General features: G+C 62.0%; 22 protein-coding genes. 13 read left to right on the forward strand and 9 right to left on the reverse strand.

Annotation, left to right across the window (positions count from 1 at the left end; translation table 11 throughout):
* Positions 1-3,162: a bifunctional [glutamine synthetase] adenylyltransferase/[glutamine synthetase]-adenylyl-L-tyrosine phosphorylase gene (locus art_RS00665; RefSeq protein ID WP_038461871.1), complete on the forward strand. Its 3,162-nt coding sequence runs from the start codon at positions 1-3 to the stop codon at positions 3,160-3,162.
* A 187-nt stretch (positions 3,163-3,349) separates the two neighbouring features.
* Here art_RS00665 and art_RS22745 read toward each other — a convergent pair whose 3' ends face one another.
* The gene (locus tag art_RS22745; RefSeq protein WP_052135846.1) at positions 3,350-4,069 is read right to left on the reverse strand and encodes a sulfatase-like hydrolase/transferase; all 720 of its coding nucleotides are present in this window, start codon (positions 4,067-4,069) and stop codon (positions 3,350-3,352) included.
* A complete protein-coding gene (locus tag art_RS22750; protein ID WP_253901425.1) occupies positions 4,015-4,785 on the reverse strand; it encodes a sulfatase-like hydrolase/transferase in 771 nt (256 codons plus the stop codon). The genes art_RS22745 and art_RS22750 overlap by 55 nt, the downstream gene beginning before the upstream one ends.
* Before the next feature lie 222 nt (positions 4,786-5,007).
* Here art_RS22750 and art_RS00675 point away from each other — a divergent pair, with 222 nt between their 5' ends.
* From art_RS00675 to art_RS00695, 5 genes are all read left to right on the forward strand, one after another.
* On the forward strand, positions 5,008-6,510 hold the full coding sequence (locus art_RS00675; RefSeq protein ID WP_082000031.1) for an amino acid ABC transporter substrate-binding protein/permease: 1,503 nt from the start codon (positions 5,008-5,010) through the stop codon (positions 6,508-6,510).
* Positions 6,507-7,247, forward strand: coding sequence for an amino acid ABC transporter ATP-binding protein (locus art_RS00680; protein ID WP_038461873.1), 741 nt, complete (start codon positions 6,507-6,509; stop codon positions 7,245-7,247). The genes art_RS00675 and art_RS00680 overlap by 4 nt, the downstream gene beginning before the upstream one ends.
* A 121-nt stretch (positions 7,248-7,368) precedes the next feature.
* A complete protein-coding gene (locus art_RS00685; protein ID WP_253901426.1) occupies positions 7,369-8,283 on the forward strand; it encodes a glutaminase in 915 nt (304 codons plus the stop codon).
* Positions 8,284-8,543: 260 nt separating this feature from the next.
* Positions 8,544-9,122: a GNAT family N-acetyltransferase gene (locus tag art_RS00690; protein WP_052135848.1), complete on the forward strand. Its 579-nt coding sequence runs from the start codon at positions 8,544-8,546 to the stop codon at positions 9,120-9,122.
* Between the two features lie 24 nt (positions 9,123-9,146).
* On the forward strand, positions 9,147-9,347 hold the full coding sequence (locus art_RS00695) for a hypothetical protein (protein WP_038461878.1): 201 nt from the start codon (positions 9,147-9,149) through the stop codon (positions 9,345-9,347).
* A 35-nt stretch (positions 9,348-9,382) separates the two neighbouring features.
* On the opposite strand, the gene art_RS00700 is transcribed toward art_RS00695, so the two are convergent.
* Positions 9,383-9,778, reverse strand: coding sequence for a VOC family protein (locus art_RS00700; protein WP_038461880.1), 396 nt, complete (start codon positions 9,776-9,778; stop codon positions 9,383-9,385).
* A 233-nt stretch (positions 9,779-10,011) separates the two neighbouring features.
* Here art_RS00700 and art_RS22575 point away from each other — a divergent pair, with 233 nt between their 5' ends.
* Positions 10,012-10,170 carry a hypothetical protein gene (locus tag art_RS22575; RefSeq protein WP_038461884.1) on the forward strand — a complete coding sequence of 53 codons (159 nt, stop codon included), beginning with the start codon at positions 10,012-10,014 and terminating at the stop codon, positions 10,168-10,170.
* A 144-nt stretch (positions 10,171-10,314) separates the two neighbouring features.
* On the opposite strand, the gene art_RS00710 is transcribed toward art_RS22575, so the two are convergent.
* Both art_RS00710 and art_RS22455 read right to left on the reverse strand, forming a co-directional pair.
* On the reverse strand, positions 10,315-10,650 hold the full coding sequence (locus tag art_RS00710) for a helix-turn-helix domain-containing protein (RefSeq protein ID WP_253901427.1): 336 nt from the start codon (positions 10,648-10,650) through the stop codon (positions 10,315-10,317).
* Positions 10,651-10,947: 297 nt separating this feature from the next.
* Positions 10,948-11,418 (reverse strand): helix-turn-helix domain-containing protein, encoded by a 471-nt coding sequence (locus art_RS22455; protein ID WP_162182013.1) that lies wholly within the window; start codon positions 11,416-11,418, stop codon positions 10,948-10,950.
* A 53-nt stretch (positions 11,419-11,471) separates the two neighbouring features.
* On the opposite strand from art_RS22455, the gene art_RS00720 reads away from it, so the two are divergent.
* The gene (locus tag art_RS00720) at positions 11,472-12,341 is read left to right on the forward strand and encodes a hypothetical protein (RefSeq protein WP_038461888.1); all 870 of its coding nucleotides are present in this window, start codon (positions 11,472-11,474) and stop codon (positions 12,339-12,341) included.
* On the opposite strand, the gene art_RS20655 is transcribed toward art_RS00720, so the two are convergent.
* A complete protein-coding gene (locus art_RS20655) occupies positions 12,342-12,968 on the reverse strand; it encodes a Helicase associated domain protein (protein WP_082000032.1) in 627 nt (208 codons plus the stop codon).
* A gap of 202 nt (positions 12,969-13,170) precedes the next feature.
* Here art_RS20655 and art_RS22460 point away from each other — a divergent pair, with 202 nt between their 5' ends.
* The 5 genes from art_RS22460 (at position 13,171) to art_RS21975 (ending at position 15,238) form a co-directional block, all read left to right on the forward strand.
* Entirely contained in the window at positions 13,171-13,350 is a 180-nt protein-coding gene (locus tag art_RS22460) for a hypothetical protein (RefSeq protein WP_162182014.1), read from the forward strand.
* A gap of 80 nt (positions 13,351-13,430) precedes the next feature.
* A complete protein-coding gene (locus tag art_RS00730; RefSeq protein WP_052135851.1) occupies positions 13,431-14,312 on the forward strand; it encodes a hypothetical protein in 882 nt (293 codons plus the stop codon).
* 189 nt (positions 14,313-14,501) lie between these two features.
* Positions 14,502-14,819 (forward strand): hypothetical protein, encoded by a 318-nt coding sequence (locus art_RS21965; RefSeq protein ID WP_157875070.1) that lies wholly within the window; start codon positions 14,502-14,504, stop codon positions 14,817-14,819.
* A 42-nt stretch (positions 14,820-14,861) separates the two neighbouring features.
* Entirely contained in the window at positions 14,862-15,011 is a 150-nt protein-coding gene (locus art_RS21970; protein ID WP_157875071.1) for a hypothetical protein, read from the forward strand.
* Positions 15,012-15,061: 50 nt separating this feature from the next.
* A complete protein-coding gene (locus tag art_RS21975; protein WP_157875072.1) occupies positions 15,062-15,238 on the forward strand; it encodes a hypothetical protein in 177 nt (58 codons plus the stop codon).
* On the opposite strand, the gene art_RS20660 is transcribed toward art_RS21975, so the two are convergent.
* From art_RS20660 to art_RS00750, 3 genes are all read right to left on the reverse strand, one after another.
* Entirely contained in the window at positions 15,216-15,761 is a 546-nt protein-coding gene (locus art_RS20660; protein WP_157875073.1) for an HNH endonuclease signature motif containing protein, read from the reverse strand. The genes art_RS21975 and art_RS20660 overlap by 23 nt on opposite strands.
* 96 nt (positions 15,762-15,857) lie before the next feature.
* Positions 15,858-16,205, reverse strand: coding sequence for a hypothetical protein (locus tag art_RS00745; RefSeq protein WP_038461893.1), 348 nt, complete (start codon positions 16,203-16,205; stop codon positions 15,858-15,860).
* The gene (locus art_RS00750; protein WP_038461896.1) at positions 16,202-17,092 is read right to left on the reverse strand and encodes a hypothetical protein; all 891 of its coding nucleotides are present in this window, start codon (positions 17,090-17,092) and stop codon (positions 16,202-16,204) included. Before art_RS00750 ends, art_RS00745 begins: the two co-directional genes overlap by 4 nt.
* Positions 17,093-17,108: the final 16 nt, after the last annotated feature.

Raw genomic sequence — 17,108 nt, forward strand, 5'->3', positions numbered from 1 at the left:
ATGAGTTCACTCACCCGCATCTTGATCTCCCGGGGCTTTTCCGACCTAGAAATGTGTGAGAGGTTCCTGGGCTTCCCCGAGCTGGCCAACCTCGAGAGGCTCGGTCTTGATCAAACGCAGTTGCTTGATGCGCTGGCCCTGGCCGACAACCCCGACATGGCCCTGCAATCCCTGGTCAGGCTGCTGTGCGCCGTTCCGGAAAGCTACGACAAGTTGCACGTGCTTGATCCGGACACGGGCCGGCGGGTCGTGAACGAATCGCTCTTTCGGCTGCTGGGCGCCTCCGAAGCGCTGGCAGACTTCCTCATGCGCCATCCGGAGCATCTGGACGTGCTCGACGCCGTTCCTTCCCCCGAACCGGTTCCCACCGATGGTGAGGTGCTGCGCAACTCGCTGCTGCGTGCGGTGGGTGCGGACCCGGCGTCGGCCATCCCGGCCTCAAGCATGCAGGGCAAGGCCGCCCGGATAGCCCTGCGCACCAGGTACCGCAGGCATCTGTGCGAGCTGGTGATCCGGGATCTGGCGGCCGCGTCACCGCAGGAGGCCATGCCGCTGGTCGGGGCCGAATTGGCGGACTTGGCGGCGGCGGCACTGGAAGCCGCGCTGGCCGTTGCCCGCACCGAGGTGGGTGCCGCGATGGGTGCGGAGAAGGTGGCGGCACTGGACTTCGCCGTCATCGCCATGGGCAAGTGCGGGGCGCGGGAGCTGAACTACATTTCGGATGTGGACGTCATGTATGTTGTGGCGCACCGGTACGACGCCGGGCCGTCCGGTACCGCTGATCCGTCCGGCTCCCGGGGGACGCCTGGTTCCGCCACGGCTGCCAATGGACTTTCCGGTGCCCCCGGGCCGTTCGGTGCGGGCCTGGACGAGGCTGCCGCGGTCAGGGTGGGCAACGCCCTGGCAGGGGCCATTTCCCGTACCATTTATGCCCCCGAGCGCGAGCCCGGGCTGTGGGAGGTCGATGCCAACCTGCGCCCCGAAGGCAAGGACGGGCCCCTGGTGCGGACCCTGGATTCCTACCTGGCCTACTATCACCGGTGGGCGCAAAGATGGGAATTCCAGGCCTTGTTGAAGGCCCGGGCCGTCGCCGGTGATGCCGCGCTGGGTGCCGCCTTCGAGGAGGCCGTCGCCCCGCTGATTTGGGCATCGTCGGAACGTGACGGCTTCGTGGAGGCCGTGCAGGCCATGCGCCGTCGGGTGGCGGCCAACATTCCCGACGCCGATGCCGACCGGCAGATCAAGCTCGGCAAGGGCGGGTTGCGGGATGTTGAATTCACCGTGCAGCTGCTGCAACTGGTCCACGGCAAGACCGACCCCGGCATCCGCACCCGTGCCACGACGGCGGCCATCGACGCCCTGACGAAGGGCGGTTACATCGGGCGCACGGATGCTGCACTGCTGCTCAACCACTACACGTACCTGCGGGTTTTGGAACACCGGATCCAGCTGGTGCAGTTGCGCCGGACACACACCATGCCCAGTGATCCGCAGCAGTTGCGGGCCTTGGCACGTTCGGTGACCGGGCCCCTGAACGTCAAGCGGCCCAGCGCCGATTCCCTGCTGGCGGACTGGGCCAAGGTCAAGCGCTCCGTCAGCTCACTGCATGAACACATCTTCTACCGGCCCATCCTGGCCACCGCCGCCAACCTCAGCGCCGAGGATGCCGCGCTGACCACCGATGCCGCCAAAGCACGCCTTGCCGCGCTGGGCTACCGTGATGCGGCGGGTGCGGTCAGGCACATTGAGGCCCTCACCGCCGGGATCAGCCGGCGTGCCGCCCTGCAACGCCAGCTCCTGCCGGTGCTGCTGGGCTGGCTGGCCGACGGCGTTGACCCCGACGCCGGATTGCTCGCCTTTCGCCGTGTGAGCGATGCGCTGGGAACCTCGCACTGGTACCTGGGCATGCTGCGCGACCACCAGGCCGCTGCCGAACGGCTGTGCCACCTGCTGTCCAGCTCGTCCCTCGTGGCCGATTTGCTGGCGGTGTCCCCGGAAGCAACAGCCTGGCTGGGGAACTCAAAGGAGCTGGTGCCGCAAAGCTTCGATGCCCAATGGGCGGAAATCCAGTCCAAATTGTCCCGCCACAAATCAAGTGGAGAGGCCATCCGCCTGATCCGGCTGCTGCGCCAGCGCGAGATCCTGCGCATTGCCATCGCGGATTCCTGCGGTCTGCTGGACCAGGACGAGGTGGCGCTGGCGTTGAGTGACACCGACAGGGCGGCCGTCCTTGGCGCCTTGTTGGTGGCGGAGAATGAGATTTATGCGGGGGATGCGCCGTTGACCCGGGTGCTGGTGGTGGCGATGGGACGGCAGGGCGGACGCGAAATTGGCTACGGCTCCGACGCTGACGTGTTGTTTGTGCAGCAGCCGGTTGCCGGGCTGGCCGAGGCAGATCAGGGGCTGGCCACGCAGCAGGCCAAGGCCATCGTGCAAAGACTGACGGCGTTGCTGACGGCCCCCTTGAAGCCTGCCATCCAGGCCGAACGGGTGCTCAGTGTTGACGCGGACCTGCGCCCCGAGGGACGCAACGGCCCGCTCGTCCGTTCCTTGGACGCGTACCGCGAGTATTACCAGCGCTGGTCCTCGGCCTGGGAGGCGCAGGCCCTGTTGCGGGCCCGGCCCATGGCCGGTGCGGATGCCCTGGCCGAAGCCTTCATCGCCATGGCCGATCCCATCCGCTATCCCGCGACCCTTGCCGAGGCCGACCTGCGGGAGATCAAACGCATCAAGGCCCGTATGGAGTCCGAACGGCTGCCCCGCGGGGCAGATCCGGCCCGGCACGTGAAGCTGGGCCGCGGCGGGCTCAGCGACGTCGAATGGCTCGTGCAGCTGCTGCAGCTGCAGCACGCCCGCAACCACCCGGAACTGCAAACCACGCAAACACTGCCGGCCCTGCATGCCGCCACACGGTTGGGCCTCGTGGACGTCGAGGACGCCGCCATCCTGGAAGCGGCCTGGCGCCTGGCCAGCCGCATCCGCAACGCCAATGTGATGTGGACGGGCAAGTCGTCGGACCTTTTGCCGTCCGCGCGGCGTGATCTGGAGGCGGTGGCCAGATGGTGCGGCTACGAACCAGGCAACGCCGCCGCCTTTGAAGAGGACTACTTGGGCCTGACCCGCCGCGCCCGGGCAGTCTTCGAGCGCCTGTTCTACGGCTAACCCCTTCCCCTTTCCCAACGCTCCTGCAGTTGTGGGTGCCTTTTTGGGAACGCTCGCGCACATCTGGGGCACTATTTTGAAACGTTCGCGCACTGCTCGGCACATCCCCGTCGTCGTTAGGGTGGGAGAGAGCGAGGGTTGGCCGGAATCGCCCCGTATCTGAGCGAGGGTTGACCGGAATCGCCCCTTATCTGAGCGAGGGTTGGCAGGGGTGGGGATCAGTCGGCCCTTCCACAGCGCCAACAAATCGGCACGTGCGGGCAAGGGGGGCGAGGTTGTGCAGTTCCCCGCGATCGGCGTCCAAGTCGAAGAGTTCCTCGGTGCCCCAGCCAGACGCCCACAAGTACTTCACACACCCGTCCGTGACCCACTGCAGCGACTGGCCAAAGTACACGTGCTCGCCGTGCAGCCATTCCCGCCACGGCTCCAGCGCATCGGCGGAGTGCGCCTTGGCCGGATGCTCTCCTGCGGGATGCTCGACGGCGGCCGGCACCTCCCGCAGGAACCTCACCAGCGACTTCCCGTCGCACGTTTCGGGCACCGGCACGCCGGCCAACTCCAGCAGGGTGGGCATGATGTCGCGCAGTTCCACCACCTCATCCACCACGGTCCCGCGCAGCGCGACGGTGTCGTGGGGGGCCGGCGCCACCATGAAAGGCACCCGGGCCGAGCCCTCATAGCCCACCGCCTTGCGGTAGAAATCATGGTCGCCCAGCATCTCGCCGTGGTCGGAGGTAAAAGCAATAACTGTGTCCTCGGCCAGGCCAAACTCATTCAGTGCCTCAAAGACGCGCATGAGCTGCAGATCGATCTGGGTCATCAACCCGTAATAGCCTGCCCGTGCACGGTGCGTCACTGCGGGGGCGAGGGTGCCGAACGCCAGCTGGTGGTTGCCGTTGGTGCGCACCGATTCGTAATGGTGTTCCCAATCGCCGAGTCGGCGCTCAGAAGCCGGCAGGTCGAGATACTCTCCAGTGCCCAGGCCGGGGGATCGTAGGGCGGGTGCGGGCGGTGGAAGGAAAGGTACAGGGAGAAGGGGCGGGGGGGGTCGAGCCGGTACAGCCACTCAACGGCCTGCGATCCGGTCCACGACGTCGGGTGCAGCCGCTCGGCCTTGTCCCACGGCCTTGCCACGGTGGAATTGCACCCGGCCCCGTGGTCGAAATGCTCCTCATCCGCCGTAACCCCGGGCTGGCGGCGCAGCCACGGCACGAAGTCGTCAAAGAACTTGTAGTCGCGGCGGTGTTCCTTCCGGGCATAGTGCAAGAAACCGTCATGCAGCACGACGTCGTCAAAGCCCACCCGGGAGCGCTCCGGATACACATGCAGCTTGCCGATGGCCTGGGTCTGGTAGCCGGCGCGGCGGAACTCTCCCTGCAGCGTGACGGGATCGACGTCGTCGAACTTCACGCCTTCCTCATAACCCACCCGGCCATGGCGCTCCTGGGACTGGCCGATAAACAAGGCAACCCGGGCAGGGACGCAGGTGGGGGTGGCGGAAGCGGGCCCCCTGGACGCCAGCTCATCCAGGTGCGGGGTCTGCACAAAAGGGTGCCCTGCCGCGCCGAGGCAGTCACCGCGCCACTCGTCGACACAAATGAAGATCACGTGGGGTCTGTTCATGGACTGCTTTCGGCAGGGAGGGCCGGACCCGGCAGGGTAACCTGGACCACAAACAGCCTATGCGAAATCAGGGCCGGACCCGGCGGAACGGGTACGTCCGAAGGGACGATTTAGTTTCCGGATGACCATTTCGTCTCGCCTGATGGTCCTTAAGGCTGTAACGTCTTGGGGGTACTTCATTCGCCTGGACACGGACGAATCAGACGTTGTAAGGGAAAATATATGCGCAGGCACTCACCCATACGGCGGCGCAGAGGCGGCATCTTTGCTGCCCTCGCCGCCTTTTTTACTGTTGCCATCATGTTCTTGGGGATCGGCGGCGCCTCGGCGTTGAGTGCGCCTGCCGCCCCCGTCGCGGCGACCATGCAGTCGGCCGACGTCAAGGGCAAGACCTTCGCCGTTGCCACCGACACCACCTTCGCCCCCTTTGAGTTCCGCGACGGCAGCGGCGAACTTGTGGGCATCGACATGGACCTGCTGCACGCCATCGCCGACGACCAGGGCTTCAAGGTTGACATCAAGTCACTCGGCTTCGACGCTGCGCTGCAGGCGCTGCAGTCGAACCAGGTGGCGGGCGTCATCGCCGGCATGTCCATCACGGATGAGCGCAAGAAGATCTTCGACTTCTCGGCACCGTACTTTGACTCCGGCGTGCAGATGGCCGTTGCCAAGAACAACCAGGACATCAAGTCCTACGAGGACCTCCGCGGCAAGACCGTCACCGCCAAGCGCGGCAGCGAGGGCGAGACCTTCGCCAACTCCATCAAGGACAAGTACGGCTTCAAGGTCAAGGCCCTCGCCGATTCCGCCACCATGTACGACGACGTCAAGGCCGGCAATTCTGTGGCCGTGTTCGATGACTACCCGGTGCTTGCCTACGGTGTCAGCCAGAACAACGGGCTGAAGATCGTCACGGAGAAGGAGCAGGGCAGCTCCTACGGTTTCGCCGTCAACAAGGGCGCCAACGCGGACCTTTTGGCAGCGTTCGACACCGGCCTGGCCAATCTGAAGGCGAACGGCGAGTACGATGCGATCCTGGACAAGTACCTGGCCAAGACCGAGGTGCAGGAGCAGGGCAGCTTCTTCCAGCTCGTCAAGGACAGCTTCCCGGCACTCATGAAGGGCCTCTGGCTGACCATGGTGGCCACCGTGCTGTCACTGGCCATCGCACTGGTGCTCGGTGTCCTCTTCGGCTTCTTCAAGGTCTCCGAAAGCAGGATCATGCGCGGCATCGCCACCACCTATGTGGCGATCTTCCGCGGCACCCCGCTGCTGGTCCAGGCGTTCTTCTTCTACTTCGGCCTGCCGCAGATGACGGGCCAGCCGCTGGACGTGCTCACCGCCGGTGTCATCACGTTGAGTCTTAACGCCGGCGCCTACATGACGGAGATCGTCCGCGGTGGCATCCAGTCAGTGGATCCCGGCCAGCTGGAAGCCAGCCGCAGCCTCGGCCTGGGCTACGTCACCTCGATGCGCCGTGTAGTGGTGCCGCAAGCGGTGAAGATCATGACGCCGTCGTTCATCAACCAATTCGTCATCACCTTGAAGGACACCTCCCTCCTGGCCGTCATCGGCTTCGCGGAACTGACCTACCAGGGACAGCAGATCTACGCGTCCAACTTCCGTACAGGTGAAACCCTGCTGATCGTGGCGGCGCTGTACTTCATCGTGATCTCCATCCTGACCCAGCTGTCCAACGTCCTTGACAGGAAGTTCAACAAATGAGCGAGACGAACGTGAAAATTGCTGTCCGTGGCCTGAAGAAGTCATTTGGGGCCAACGAGGTGCTCAAGGGGCTCGACGTTGACATTGCCGAGGGCGAGGTGGTCTGCGTTATTGGCCCGTCGGGTTCGGGAAAATCAACGTTCCTGCGCTGCCTGAACAAGCTCGAGGACATCTCCGGCGGCACCGTCACCGTCAACGGCTTTGACCTGACGGATCCCAAGGCCGACCTGAACGCTGTCCGCCAAAACATTGGCATGGTCTTTCAGCACTTCAACCTGTTCCCGCACATGACCGTCATCCAGAACATCATGCTGGCACCCGTGGAGCTGAAGAAGTCCGACAAGGCGGGCGCCCGTGCCCAGGCCATGGACCTGTTGCGCCGCGTCGGCCTGGCCGAGAAGGCTGATGCGCGCCCCGCCTCGCTCTCCGGCGGGCAGAAGCAGCGTGTGGCGATTGCCCGTGCGCTGGCCATGAACCCCGACATCATGCTCTTCGACGAGGCCACCAGCGCCCTTGACCCCGAAATGGTGGGCGAGGTCCTCCAGGTCATCCGCGACCTCGCCGCCGAGGGCATGACCATGGTGGTTGTCACGCACGAGATGGGCTTCGCCCGCGAGGTCGCCGACCGCGTCATCTTCATGGACGCCGGGTACATTTGTGAGGAAGGCAGCCCCGAGGCCATCTTCTCCAATGCCCAGCAGCCCCGCCTGCAGGAGTTCCTGGCGAAGGTGCTCTAGCGCTTCAACCGGATCTATTACGCACTTGTTGGACTGATTTGGCCATTTTTCGGCCTTTTTGGTCCAACAAGTGCTTAATGGAATTTAGTGTACGACGCCGTTTCAAAAGATGGGAGCGCAGGTGAAAGATTTGCAGGAGGTGCTTGAGGAGATCACGGAGCACGTGGCGCCGCTGTGCCGCGGGGGTGACGTTGCCTCCTATATTCCCAGCCTCGGCGAGGTCTCCCCGGAGAAATTTGGCATCTGTGTTGCCATGGCTGATGGGGAAGTTTACGGGGCAGGGGACTGGCAGGAGTCCTTCTCCATCCAAAGCATCTCGAAGGTGTTTTCGCTGGCCCTGGTCATGTCGTACGACTACGACTCGATTTGGAAGCGTGTTTTCCGGGAGCCCTCCGGCACGCCGTTCAACTCCATGATCCAGCTCGAGGCGGATTACGGCATTCCACGAAACCCGTTCATCAATGCCGGCGCCCTCGTGGTCACCGACAGGCTGCTGACGCTGACGGGGGACGCCTCCGCCTCCATTCGGGGACTGCTCCGCCTTGAGTCCGGCAACCCCTCCGTGGACATCGATGCAGTGGTGGCAGCCTCGGAGGCCGACCACGGGCACCGCAACGCGTCCATGGCGCACCTGCTGGCCAGCTACGGAAACCTTGAAAACTCCGTGGACGATGTGCTGGACAGCTATTTCAAGCAATGCGCCCTCGCCTTGAGCTGCGAAGACCTGGCCAAGGCCTCACTTTTCCTGGCCCGTCACGGCGTCGCGGCCGGCGGCACGCCGTTCCTGAGCCCCAACCAGAGCAAGCGCGTGAACGCCGTGATGCTCACCTGCGGAACATACGACGCTGCCGGGGAGTTCGCCTACCGCGTGGGCCTGCCCGGCAAGAGCGGTGTGGGCGGCGGCATCGTCGCCATCGTGCCCGGGCGTTGCTCCATCACGGTGTGGGGTCCGGCGCTGGGCCCCAACGGCAACTCGGTGGCCGGCATCGCGGCGTTGGACGAGTTCACGGCCCGCACGGGCTGGTCCATCTTCTAGCCGCCGCCGGTCCTGGTCAAGGCGAACGCCGCAGCACCTTCCGGGGTGTTTTTCCCGACGCCGCAGCGCGTTCCCAGCTACAGCTGTCGACTGGTGCGCCGGCGGACCGGCAGCCATGCTCATGCGTACTGTTCACCGCTACTGGCGCGTCTAGGCATCAGGGCGCACCACTCATGGCGGTTGGTGCGCATAAGTTCAGGGTTCCGCAGCGGGCGGCGTGGCTGGTCGAACCCCCTTTGCCGTGCCATAGGCTCTATTCCGTGAAGATTTCTACCTCCGTGACCCTCGTGCCCGTCGAGCAGGCGTCGGAGCCGGCCCGCTCCACTTTGCTGGCTGGAATTTCCGCACTGGAACTGGCGCCGGATCAAGAAGGATTTGTCGGTGAACCGTGGCCCATGGCCGAAAAAGCCCTGGATGATCCCCGGCGCCATCTCTTCGCCATCATCGTGCCGGGGCCGGTACTCAAGGTTGTCGGCATGGGCATTCTGCACGTCGGCGCGGCCACTGACACAAGCTGGCCCGATGATGACAGCGCCGTTCTCTTGCGGGGATTCCTTATTGACCGCCGCGCGCAGGGTCTGGGGTACGGCACCGAGGCGACCATGGCCGCCGTCGAACTTGCTCACAGCCTGGTTGCCGAACTGCAACTGCCTGCGCTCGGGGTGGTGTTGAGCGTCGATGAGCGCAATGTAGCCGGGCAGCACGCGTACCGCAAGGCCGGTTTCATGGACAGGGGCCGGCACTTGGGCGGCAGGTCCGGACCGCGACGGATCCTGTACAGTCCGTTCCCGCAGCCGGTAACGTCAACATTCATTGACGTGCCCGACAGGGTCAACTAAAGTTGACTTTTGAGGGTGGTGGTCATGAAAACACTAGTGGGAAACATGGACGGAATGGGCCCGGTCGAGGCGTTGTACGCCGTGGCGGAATCCCGCAAGCAACTGGCACGCATGGAGTCGGAAATGGTGGCGCGTGCCCGTGCCGCAGGCCTTTCCTGGGAAGCGATTGCCTTGTGCCTGGGTGTGAGCAAGCAGGCAGTTCACAAGAAGTTCGGGAAGCGGTAGCGGGCCGGGATCTGCCGTGATCACGCCTGACGCCCTTACCGGGCTGAGACGCTCAACTGCCAGGACACGCCAAACCGGTCGCTGAGCCAGGCGTACTTCTTGGCGAAAGGGTACTCACCCGGTGGCATCATGACCTGCCCCTGGTTAGACAGCAGGTCAAACAGCGCGTCGAGGGATGCTTCGTCGGGGCAGTCAAAAAAGAATGAGACCGAAGGGGTGAATCCAAAGGCGTGCACGTCCGGGCTGTCGATGCAGAGCAGTGTCTGGTCGGCGATCCGAAAGCTTGCCGTTTTCACGGTACCTTCCCGGTCGGGCTCCTCTGCTCCATAGCGGTCCATGGTGAGGATTTCGGCATCGGGGAAGGCCTCAACGTAGAAGTTCATGGCCTCTTCAGCCTGGCCCGTGAACATCAAGAACGGTCTAAGTGTCATGCCTCAACCGTACTGGAACCAGCAAGGGGCCGGAAGTACTCAACGCCACCAACCGGTCCGGGAGGAAGCGGGGGCGGGCCGAAAGTGGCAGGAGGGGTCGGCGTCGAGCTTTAAGCGACCGAACGTGCAAACTGTGGCGGGATGGAATGCAAGGGTGCGCCCCTTCAGAAGTGGTGGATTCCGGGCCTTCGGGCCCCGTTCCATTCATGGGGAGACGGTAGTAGGCTCGGCGCATGGTTACTCTCGTGATTGTACTTCTCGCGGTCTGGTTGATTCTGGCGGTTATTGGGTTCGTCTTCGAGGGCCTGATGTGGCTGGCCATTGTTGCCGTCATCCTGTTCGTCGCAACCGCCGCCATTGGCTGGGTGCGCCGCAAGGCGGTTGAGCGGTAGTCCAAAATGCGGGGCAACGGCTTTCCCTGAAGAGGGCGTTGCACGGGTCTTGACGGTGGCGTCGCTGAAGTCCTGTGCACCGTGATTCTTGCCCTCGTGCCGCCCCTGCCAGCAGGGTCCAGTGCCGTACCTCGTGCGGAATCCTCAGGAGGGCAGCTCGTGAAGGTAGGCTTCCGTCGTGGTGCGCAGTTGGGTCAGGAGTGTTTCCAATTGCTCCACCAGCTCATCCGGGTAGGCGCTCATTGTTGAGCCCAGCCGTATTCCCGGCGGATCGAAGAACACGCTGGCGACCTCCTGGACGCCGGGTGCGGTGTGCAGGGCAACAATGCGCTTGTCGGCGTGCACACGGCTGTGCTCGATGTGGCCGCTGGCCTCGAGCCGGTTGAGCAGTGACGACGTTGCGCCGGAGGTGAGTCCGATCCGCTCGCTGAGCCGCGCAGGCGAGAGAGGCGTTCCACGTTCCTGCACCTCAACTCTCACCGCCCAACATCTGCGCAGCTATCTTGGCCTGGGGAAGGCTTAGCCGGAGCGGCGGGGGGGCGCCCAAGCCAGGGGCCGCCGTCGACCATTAAAACAGTGGAGGGCCGGAACGCAATGTTCCGGCCCTCCATCATTCAAAAGCGATTAGCAGCCGTAGTACAGCTCAAAGTCCAAGACTGCAATTGGGTGAGGTTGAGAATGGCTGTCTGCCGTGTGTTCTAGGGCATTTTTACGTTGTTAGTGATTGGTGGAAACCGGGCTATTGTGGACCTCTTGCGGACTGTTTGCGGACTGAGACTAGGCGAAGGGGTCTTTCTCGCCAGTCTCGGCGACCGGGGCGTCGCGGGTCTTTACCCAGGCAACAAGTGCCGTGATGTTCTCGGCATCAAGCATGACACGGCGCATGCTGAGCTTGGTGTAGTGGCCAGATTCCTTGCAGTAGCGGCGCAGTTCAGTCTTGGTCATCCCAAGCTCCGGGGCCACGTCATCTGGGCTGCGGAAATTGTGCTCCGCGGTCACTGTCTGGCTGAGTTCCACGGCAGCTTCGTTTGGGCCGGTGGGCGTAGGTTCTGGGATGGCACCGCCAATCGGACAAGTGGGCAGGGCGTCCAACCATGCGGCTAGATCTTCGTGTCGGATTGCGCTCTCATTGTTCGCGAAACGCGCCAGAAGACGTCCTTCTGCAATGTGTTGGGTGAGAGTTGGCAAACTAAAGCCGCTTTGTGCGGCCGCTTCGTCGAACGTGTAGGCGATCTTCCATTTGCTCATCTTTTCGATACTACTGCTGGTAATCTCTGCCGGAGCGCGGATAGGCTACGCACATGGCAATGGCACCGATAGCTGAGGGCGAGCGGTGGGCTTACCGCAAGGGAAGCCTGCCATTCGAAGATGTCACGATTGTGAAAGTCGTTTCGCAGAGCGGCCATCGCAAAGTCAGTGTGCAGTTCGAAGATGGGCCCAACGCGGGGGAGACCCAATGGGTTGGCCGGCCGTACCTGAAAGTTAAATGGGATGAACGCCAGGCATTCGTTGATCGAGAGCAAAGATGGGCCAATGCTAAAAGTGGATACTGGGACGTGCCACTCGGACTCACCTGTGCGGCAGCTTTAGTAATAACAGAAACCATGGACGATGCCCTAGCCCGCGACCGTGACCATGGGATCCTCCAGACAAATGACGCACCTCTTCTCCGCCAACTCTTGCAGCTCACTGAATCTCAGCTATTTGTTGAGGGCAGCTTTGATGAGCAAGGGGTTACCTATTTGCCCTGGCCCGCAATGAAGGCAGTCGCCATGGCCAAATGTCGATTGAAACCCGAGGCTGTACTTGACGCAGTTGAGCGAGACGTCGAATCCTGGGGTGATTCTGCGGAGGAATTTGGATACTACAAGCCCATGAGCTCACGACAAGTCATCGAATTAGAGGAGCCTTGGCCAGAATATGAGACGCAAAAGACTGCATGGGACATTGTCCGTGGCTGGTGCGGGGAGAGCGCGCTTGCTCGATGGTCAACATTATCGCGGGTGAGAGCTGACAATGCTCGCCTCTCAGAGATTCTGGGAAGGGCACTTGATGCCCTTGAACGGGCAGGAGATGAGCACAGTGCCAACCGCCTTCGCAAGGAAGCAGGTCGGGCATTCGGGAAAACGCCCGACTGGATTAAGAATCTGCAGAAAGAACAGCTGCAGTAGTCACATCGTGCTGTGCCAGCGGGGTAGTGCTTGGTCGAGGGTGTCCACCCGCCAGTCTTGGAGTCGTTCTTCTGCCCGGGCCTGGTGCTGGGTATGGAGCCAGACGCCAAGGATGCGCTCGTGCTCGGTGGTGTGACGCCTGTAGCGGGGCAAGTGTCCATGCTCGGCAACGTAGGCCACAAGTTGGGCTAGTCGTTTCCGCCATTGTTTATCAGCGGCCCGTTGCCGTGGCGGTATGTCCCAGCCTGGGAGTACGCCCAGCAGCGCGGCTTTGGTGTCAGATAGAGTCTCGCGGCGGTGCTCTCGCCGCTGCTCTGCCAGCCACCCGGCCAGCAACCGCTCGGCAAGGTCGCCGTCGCGCCGGGGGAGCCTGCCGTGCTCCCGGGTAAAGTCCTGCAGTTCTTTGTAGCGGTGTTGCCAGCTGATGGTGGGCCAGCCCGGACCCCGCGCCGCCTTCGCCGCGTCGTGCATGGCCCGGAAGTCGTCGCTGTACTGCTCACGGACTTGCAAATGCCGGTGCACTGTCGACCTCGGACGGCCCGTGTAGTCCGAGATTTCACGCACTGTCATGCCCGACAGATACATGCGGTCCCATGAGGGGTGCAGTGAAGTCTCCCAGTCCGGCATGACCCCACCCTAAAGGACGACGACGGACTTTGTCGGTGGCTAGCTGTAGTGTGCCGGACATCGAGAGCGTGGAATTAGAAGCGATGGAGGGTGCGCTCGTGAGATTCGTACGTGGTGGCCAGGCATGGTAACTCGGCGCTGATAGAGCTTGCCGGCGCGGGATCCAAGCTCTGGGGCATCTATCATGGGCTACAATCCAAACATGACTGTCGAAATTACATCACCAATGGACGCTGCACGGGATCGGCTCGTTGAGTCGTCGTTCGAAATCCCGGCGGTTGCCGAAGCGATGCGTATTTATCTCGCAGCGGCCCCACGGGTTCCGACTCTCACGGCGCAGCGTGTTTCCGTTAGCTTCTCTACGTCAACCAGCCTGCGGTAGTCATGCCAAGTTGGGGGGATATTCTTAACGAGATCCAGGCGTCAGCGGCACAAAACGATGGAAACGTTGATCTTGACGGCATGAGGCGCGCCTACCTAGGCGGGTTACATGAACTGACTGGGCGCAACGTTGTGGTTTACGCGACCGACTGGCTAGAGCCGAAGGGCCCAGGGCAGACACACTCCATAAATCTGCAAGACATCCAAGGTCTCATGGAAGTCTTTAGGGATTTGGATAAGTCAGCTGGCCTTGATCTAATCCTCCATAGTCCCGGAGGCGACCCCACCGCAGCCGCTAGTTTAGTCCAGTACACCAGAAGCAAGTTTGATGATGTTCGAGTCATAGTCCCGGTAGCCGCCATGTCGGCTGCAACAATGTGGGCGCTGTCTGCCGACCGCATCCTTATGGGCAAGCATTCTCAGCTTGGTCCCATCGATCCACAACTTCCAAACCCTATGGGGTACATGGTCCCGGCGGCCGCAATTCGGAAGCAGTTCAAGACGGCTCAATCCGAGTGTGCGGACGACCCAGCAAAGCTAAGCGCTTGGGTACCGACGCTACAGCAGTTTTTTCCGGGACTACTAGAGATCTGCTCTGACGCGGAAAAGCTGTCGCGGGCCATGGTTAGCGAGTGGCTGGCCAAGTACATGTTCAAGGGCCTACCTGAGCGTGAGCAGCTTGCCTCAGAAGCCGCAGATTTCTTCGCTGACACGGAACGGCACATCTCTCATAGCCGAGGGATCGCCCGGGACCAGCTGATCCAAGACTTGCCTGCTCTAGTGATCGAACATCTTGAAGATGACTCTGCACTGCAGGACGCTGTGCTGTCCGCGTATCATATTGTCAATCACACATTGTCCATGAGCGGAGCCGTCAAGTTGATTGAGAATCACAACGGGAGGGCCTATGTGAAAACTGTCCAACAGGTTTCAACGCCGGTTCCCGCAGCTTATAACCCGTAGTCGTCATTTGCTGCGCCGTGGTCAGACTGTGAACTAAACACCCCCAGGCCCCGTCCGCTTAAGTGGGTGGGGTTTTGTGCTGCCTGCAGGTGCGTTCGTTTTGTGCAGGTGGTGCAGGACCGTTGCCGTTACCCGCCTCGTCAACTCGCTCACGGCCACTTTGTCAGACCGTCGGCGTATCCTGCTGGCATGGGTTTGTTGGGTGATCCGGCAGCTGGTCGGTATGTGTCAGCGCGTCCGGACTTTGGTTCTCATCCGGCGCATTCTTTCGAGGACAGGCGCGAACCGTACGTGCGGGCGCGTGTGCCGCTGGTGGGTGGTGGGGAGGATGTTCAGGATGCGAAGGTGCAGCGGTGGACGGACACGCACGTCCTGGTTCATTGGGAGACGCCAGAGGGTGCCTACAATATCTGGGTGACCGTGGACCGGGTGACCCGCATCCGGCGCAGTGAATCGTCCTGGCAGTACGTGTACGACAAGTACGAGGCGTACGGCGAGGACTACTAGGCCGAGTGATTATCGTGTCAGTGGTCGGGCTATGGTTACCCCATGATCATCAAAGCAATGCTGGAAACCATCGAGACCGGCGCCGTCGAGGAAACCACTGTCGAGTGCCAGGACTACACCTCAGGTTTCGAACAGCTACGACGCACAGTGCCCGCGGGTATGCGCCTGCTCAGCGTCCGGCCGGAGTACTAAAGTTTCAGCCTTGACTTCCATTTGCAGACTGCCAAGATTAAAATCTTTGTATGGATACTTTGGAGCAAGCATTTCTGGCCGGCCGCGAGTCAGCAGCTAGAACGCTCGTGGCCGAGGCGTCCGAGTACGAAGCTCAGTTTGGTGAAATGAACCGGACCGCGGCGGTATTGAAGTTTGGGGCACAGTTCATTCGCGATGAACGGGTCACTCCAGCTCTTGAGCGTTGAACCACTTGTCAACAAACTCGTTGCCCCTATCGCTCAGCGAATACTGGACGGGGTGTGGAGTGCTCCATAGCCCCATACGGTTGCCTTGGTCATCCATGAGGGCATTCGTAATGGAGATGTTGCCGCGTGTCTGGACGGTCTCCACCAGGCCGTCGTCCTCGAGGTTCATCGTATTTATCAACAGGACATTCCCGCCCTCCAGAAGCACTGTCGGCAGTTGAGTAAGGAGCCTCAGTAGCCGCTGCTCAAAATCTGAGTACCGGCCATTGAGGGTCGCCAAATTTCGCTTGTAGGCGAGCATTGACTGGCGGGAGATCTTCTTGTTGTCGTATCTGAAGTGGTCATTCGCACAGAGCACGATTATGTTGTCGAACGTATGATCCTGGACTTTCGCCCATTGATCGATGTGTGCAAATTGAAGCGCTTCTGTCGACTTACAGGTGGGGATTGCGCACCTGTGTCCGACCTCTTCGAGTAGGTCTCTTTTCATCTGGGCAGGTATCTCGGGGCGTCCTTCAGGCATGAACATAACCTACCCGCACCGACAGTACCCAACGTCATCATGACTTAAACGACGAGAGGCCCCCACCCGTTGAAGGGTGGGGGCTTTTCTTGTGCGCTATTTGCCGTCGACGCCGTAGATGGCTTGACGGTCGCGGTCCACGGCCTTGTGGTAGTCAGCGGTGAGTGCAGGGTCCGGCTCCGGCAATGGCGGTTCCGGCAGTGGTTTGGGTGCTTTGCGGAGGCGTTGTAGGTAGCTGGCAAACGCTACCAGGACGGACTTGACCACGAGCACGCCGACCGCTGCCCAGAACACGGGCGAGAGAACGTCGCCACCGTCCAGCAGCAGCAATAGGCCAGCGCCGATCGCCGCCACAGCATCGAAGCCGAACCCCTGCCAGAGCGTGCGGAAGGCTCGCTGTACCGCGTCCGCCTTATCGAGGGTCGCCACACGCTGCCCCGTCACTTGGCACCGTCCTTGGCGGCGATGGTGCCGGTGATCTCGATGCCGTCAGCGAGTGCCTTGTTGATCGAGGCGGTGATCTTGTCGTAGTCGACCGGGGTGCCGTTCTTCTTGGCCAGCTGCTCAACAAGGGACTCGAGTGCACCAATGCCGGCGTTCGCGGTGTTTATCCGGCGCTGGTTCTCGATGGCCAGAGCGGTGGCACCCGGACGCCATGTGCCGCCGGAGACCGTGCCATGCAACATGTGGTCTGCAATGTACTTGCGCAGCCCTGCCTCGGTGCTGCCAATGGCTTTCAGTATGGTGTTCACTTCTGCTGCGGACAAGGTGTCCTCCTTGGGGGGTGTGGGAACAATCGGTTCAATGATGATGGCTTGACCGGACACGGCCGGGGTCGGACCGATCCAGCGCAGGTAGCCGTACAGGTAGGTCTTGGGCCATACATGGATGCGGGCAGGTGAGCCGTGCTGGCCGCCATTGTCGTCCTCGTACCCGTCACCAAGCCCGTTCAGCTCCAGCACACGGATATCGTCACCCAGATCAGCGAGGACCGTACCAATGTGGCCGACACCGTTGCCGAAGAAGCCGCGGTTCATGATGAACGTGTCACCAGGCATTGCCGGCTGGTCCGGGGTGATGCCGTCGAACACCTGCCACATGGTGCTGCCCGGGTCGGTCCAGTTCATCTCCCACACAGCCGCAGCTGTCGGGGTCGGCAGGTTGTCGAAGAAGCCGAGCCGGTACCGGAACCAGATGAACAGGTCCATACACTGGTAGCCGAACCGGCCATCAACGTTCAGATCGCGGCCAGCAAGATCTTGGTAGCGGCCATTGCAGTTCGCTACCGTGTAGTCCGCAAACGCAGACATGGCAGCTTGATTGAAAGCCATAGGCCCTCCTTAAAGT

Source organism: Arthrobacter sp. PAMC 25486, assembly GCF_000785535.1.
Taxonomy (GTDB): Bacteria; Actinomycetota; Actinomycetes; order Actinomycetales; family Micrococcaceae; genus Specibacter.

Coding starts and splice junctions, on each gene's coding strand:
- art_RS00665 (WP_038461871.1), top strand. CDS start 1: ATGAGTTCACTCACCCGCATCTTGATCTCCCGGGGCTTTTCCGACCTA.
- art_RS22750 (WP_253901425.1), bottom strand. CDS start 4,785: ATGAACAGACCCCACGTGATCTTCATTTGTGTCGACGAGTGGCGCGGT.
- art_RS00675 (WP_082000031.1), top strand. CDS start 5,008: ATGCGCAGGCACTCACCCATACGGCGGCGCAGAGGCGGCATCTTTGCT.
- art_RS00680 (WP_038461873.1), top strand. CDS start 6,507: ATGAGCGAGACGAACGTGAAAATTGCTGTCCGTGGCCTGAAGAAGTCA.
- art_RS00695 (WP_038461878.1), top strand. CDS start 9,147: ATGAAAACACTAGTGGGAAACATGGACGGAATGGGCCCGGTCGAGGCG.
- art_RS00700 (WP_038461880.1), bottom strand. CDS start 9,778: ATGACACTTAGACCGTTCTTGATGTTCACGGGCCAGGCTGAAGAGGCC.
- art_RS22575 (WP_038461884.1), top strand. CDS start 10,012: ATGGTTACTCTCGTGATTGTACTTCTCGCGGTCTGGTTGATTCTGGCG.
- art_RS22455 (WP_162182013.1), bottom strand. CDS start 11,418: ATGAGCAAATGGAAGATCGCCTACACGTTCGACGAAGCGGCCGCACAA.
- art_RS00720 (WP_038461888.1), top strand. CDS start 11,472: ATGGCAATGGCACCGATAGCTGAGGGCGAGCGGTGGGCTTACCGCAAG.
- art_RS20655 (WP_082000032.1), bottom strand. CDS start 12,968: ATGCCGGACTGGGAGACTTCACTGCACCCCTCATGGGACCGCATGTAT.
- art_RS22460 (WP_162182014.1), top strand. CDS start 13,171: ATGACTGTCGAAATTACATCACCAATGGACGCTGCACGGGATCGGCTC.
- art_RS00730 (WP_052135851.1), top strand. CDS start 13,431: ATGAGGCGCGCCTACCTAGGCGGGTTACATGAACTGACTGGGCGCAAC.
- art_RS21965 (WP_157875070.1), top strand. CDS start 14,502: ATGGGTTTGTTGGGTGATCCGGCAGCTGGTCGGTATGTGTCAGCGCGT.
- art_RS21970 (WP_157875071.1), top strand. CDS start 14,862: ATGATCATCAAAGCAATGCTGGAAACCATCGAGACCGGCGCCGTCGAG.
- art_RS21975 (WP_157875072.1), top strand. CDS start 15,062: ATGGATACTTTGGAGCAAGCATTTCTGGCCGGCCGCGAGTCAGCAGCT.
- art_RS20660 (WP_157875073.1), bottom strand. CDS start 15,761: ATGCCTGAAGGACGCCCCGAGATACCTGCCCAGATGAAAAGAGACCTA.
- art_RS00750 (WP_038461896.1), bottom strand. CDS start 17,092: ATGGCTTTCAATCAAGCTGCCATGTCTGCGTTTGCGGACTACACGGTA.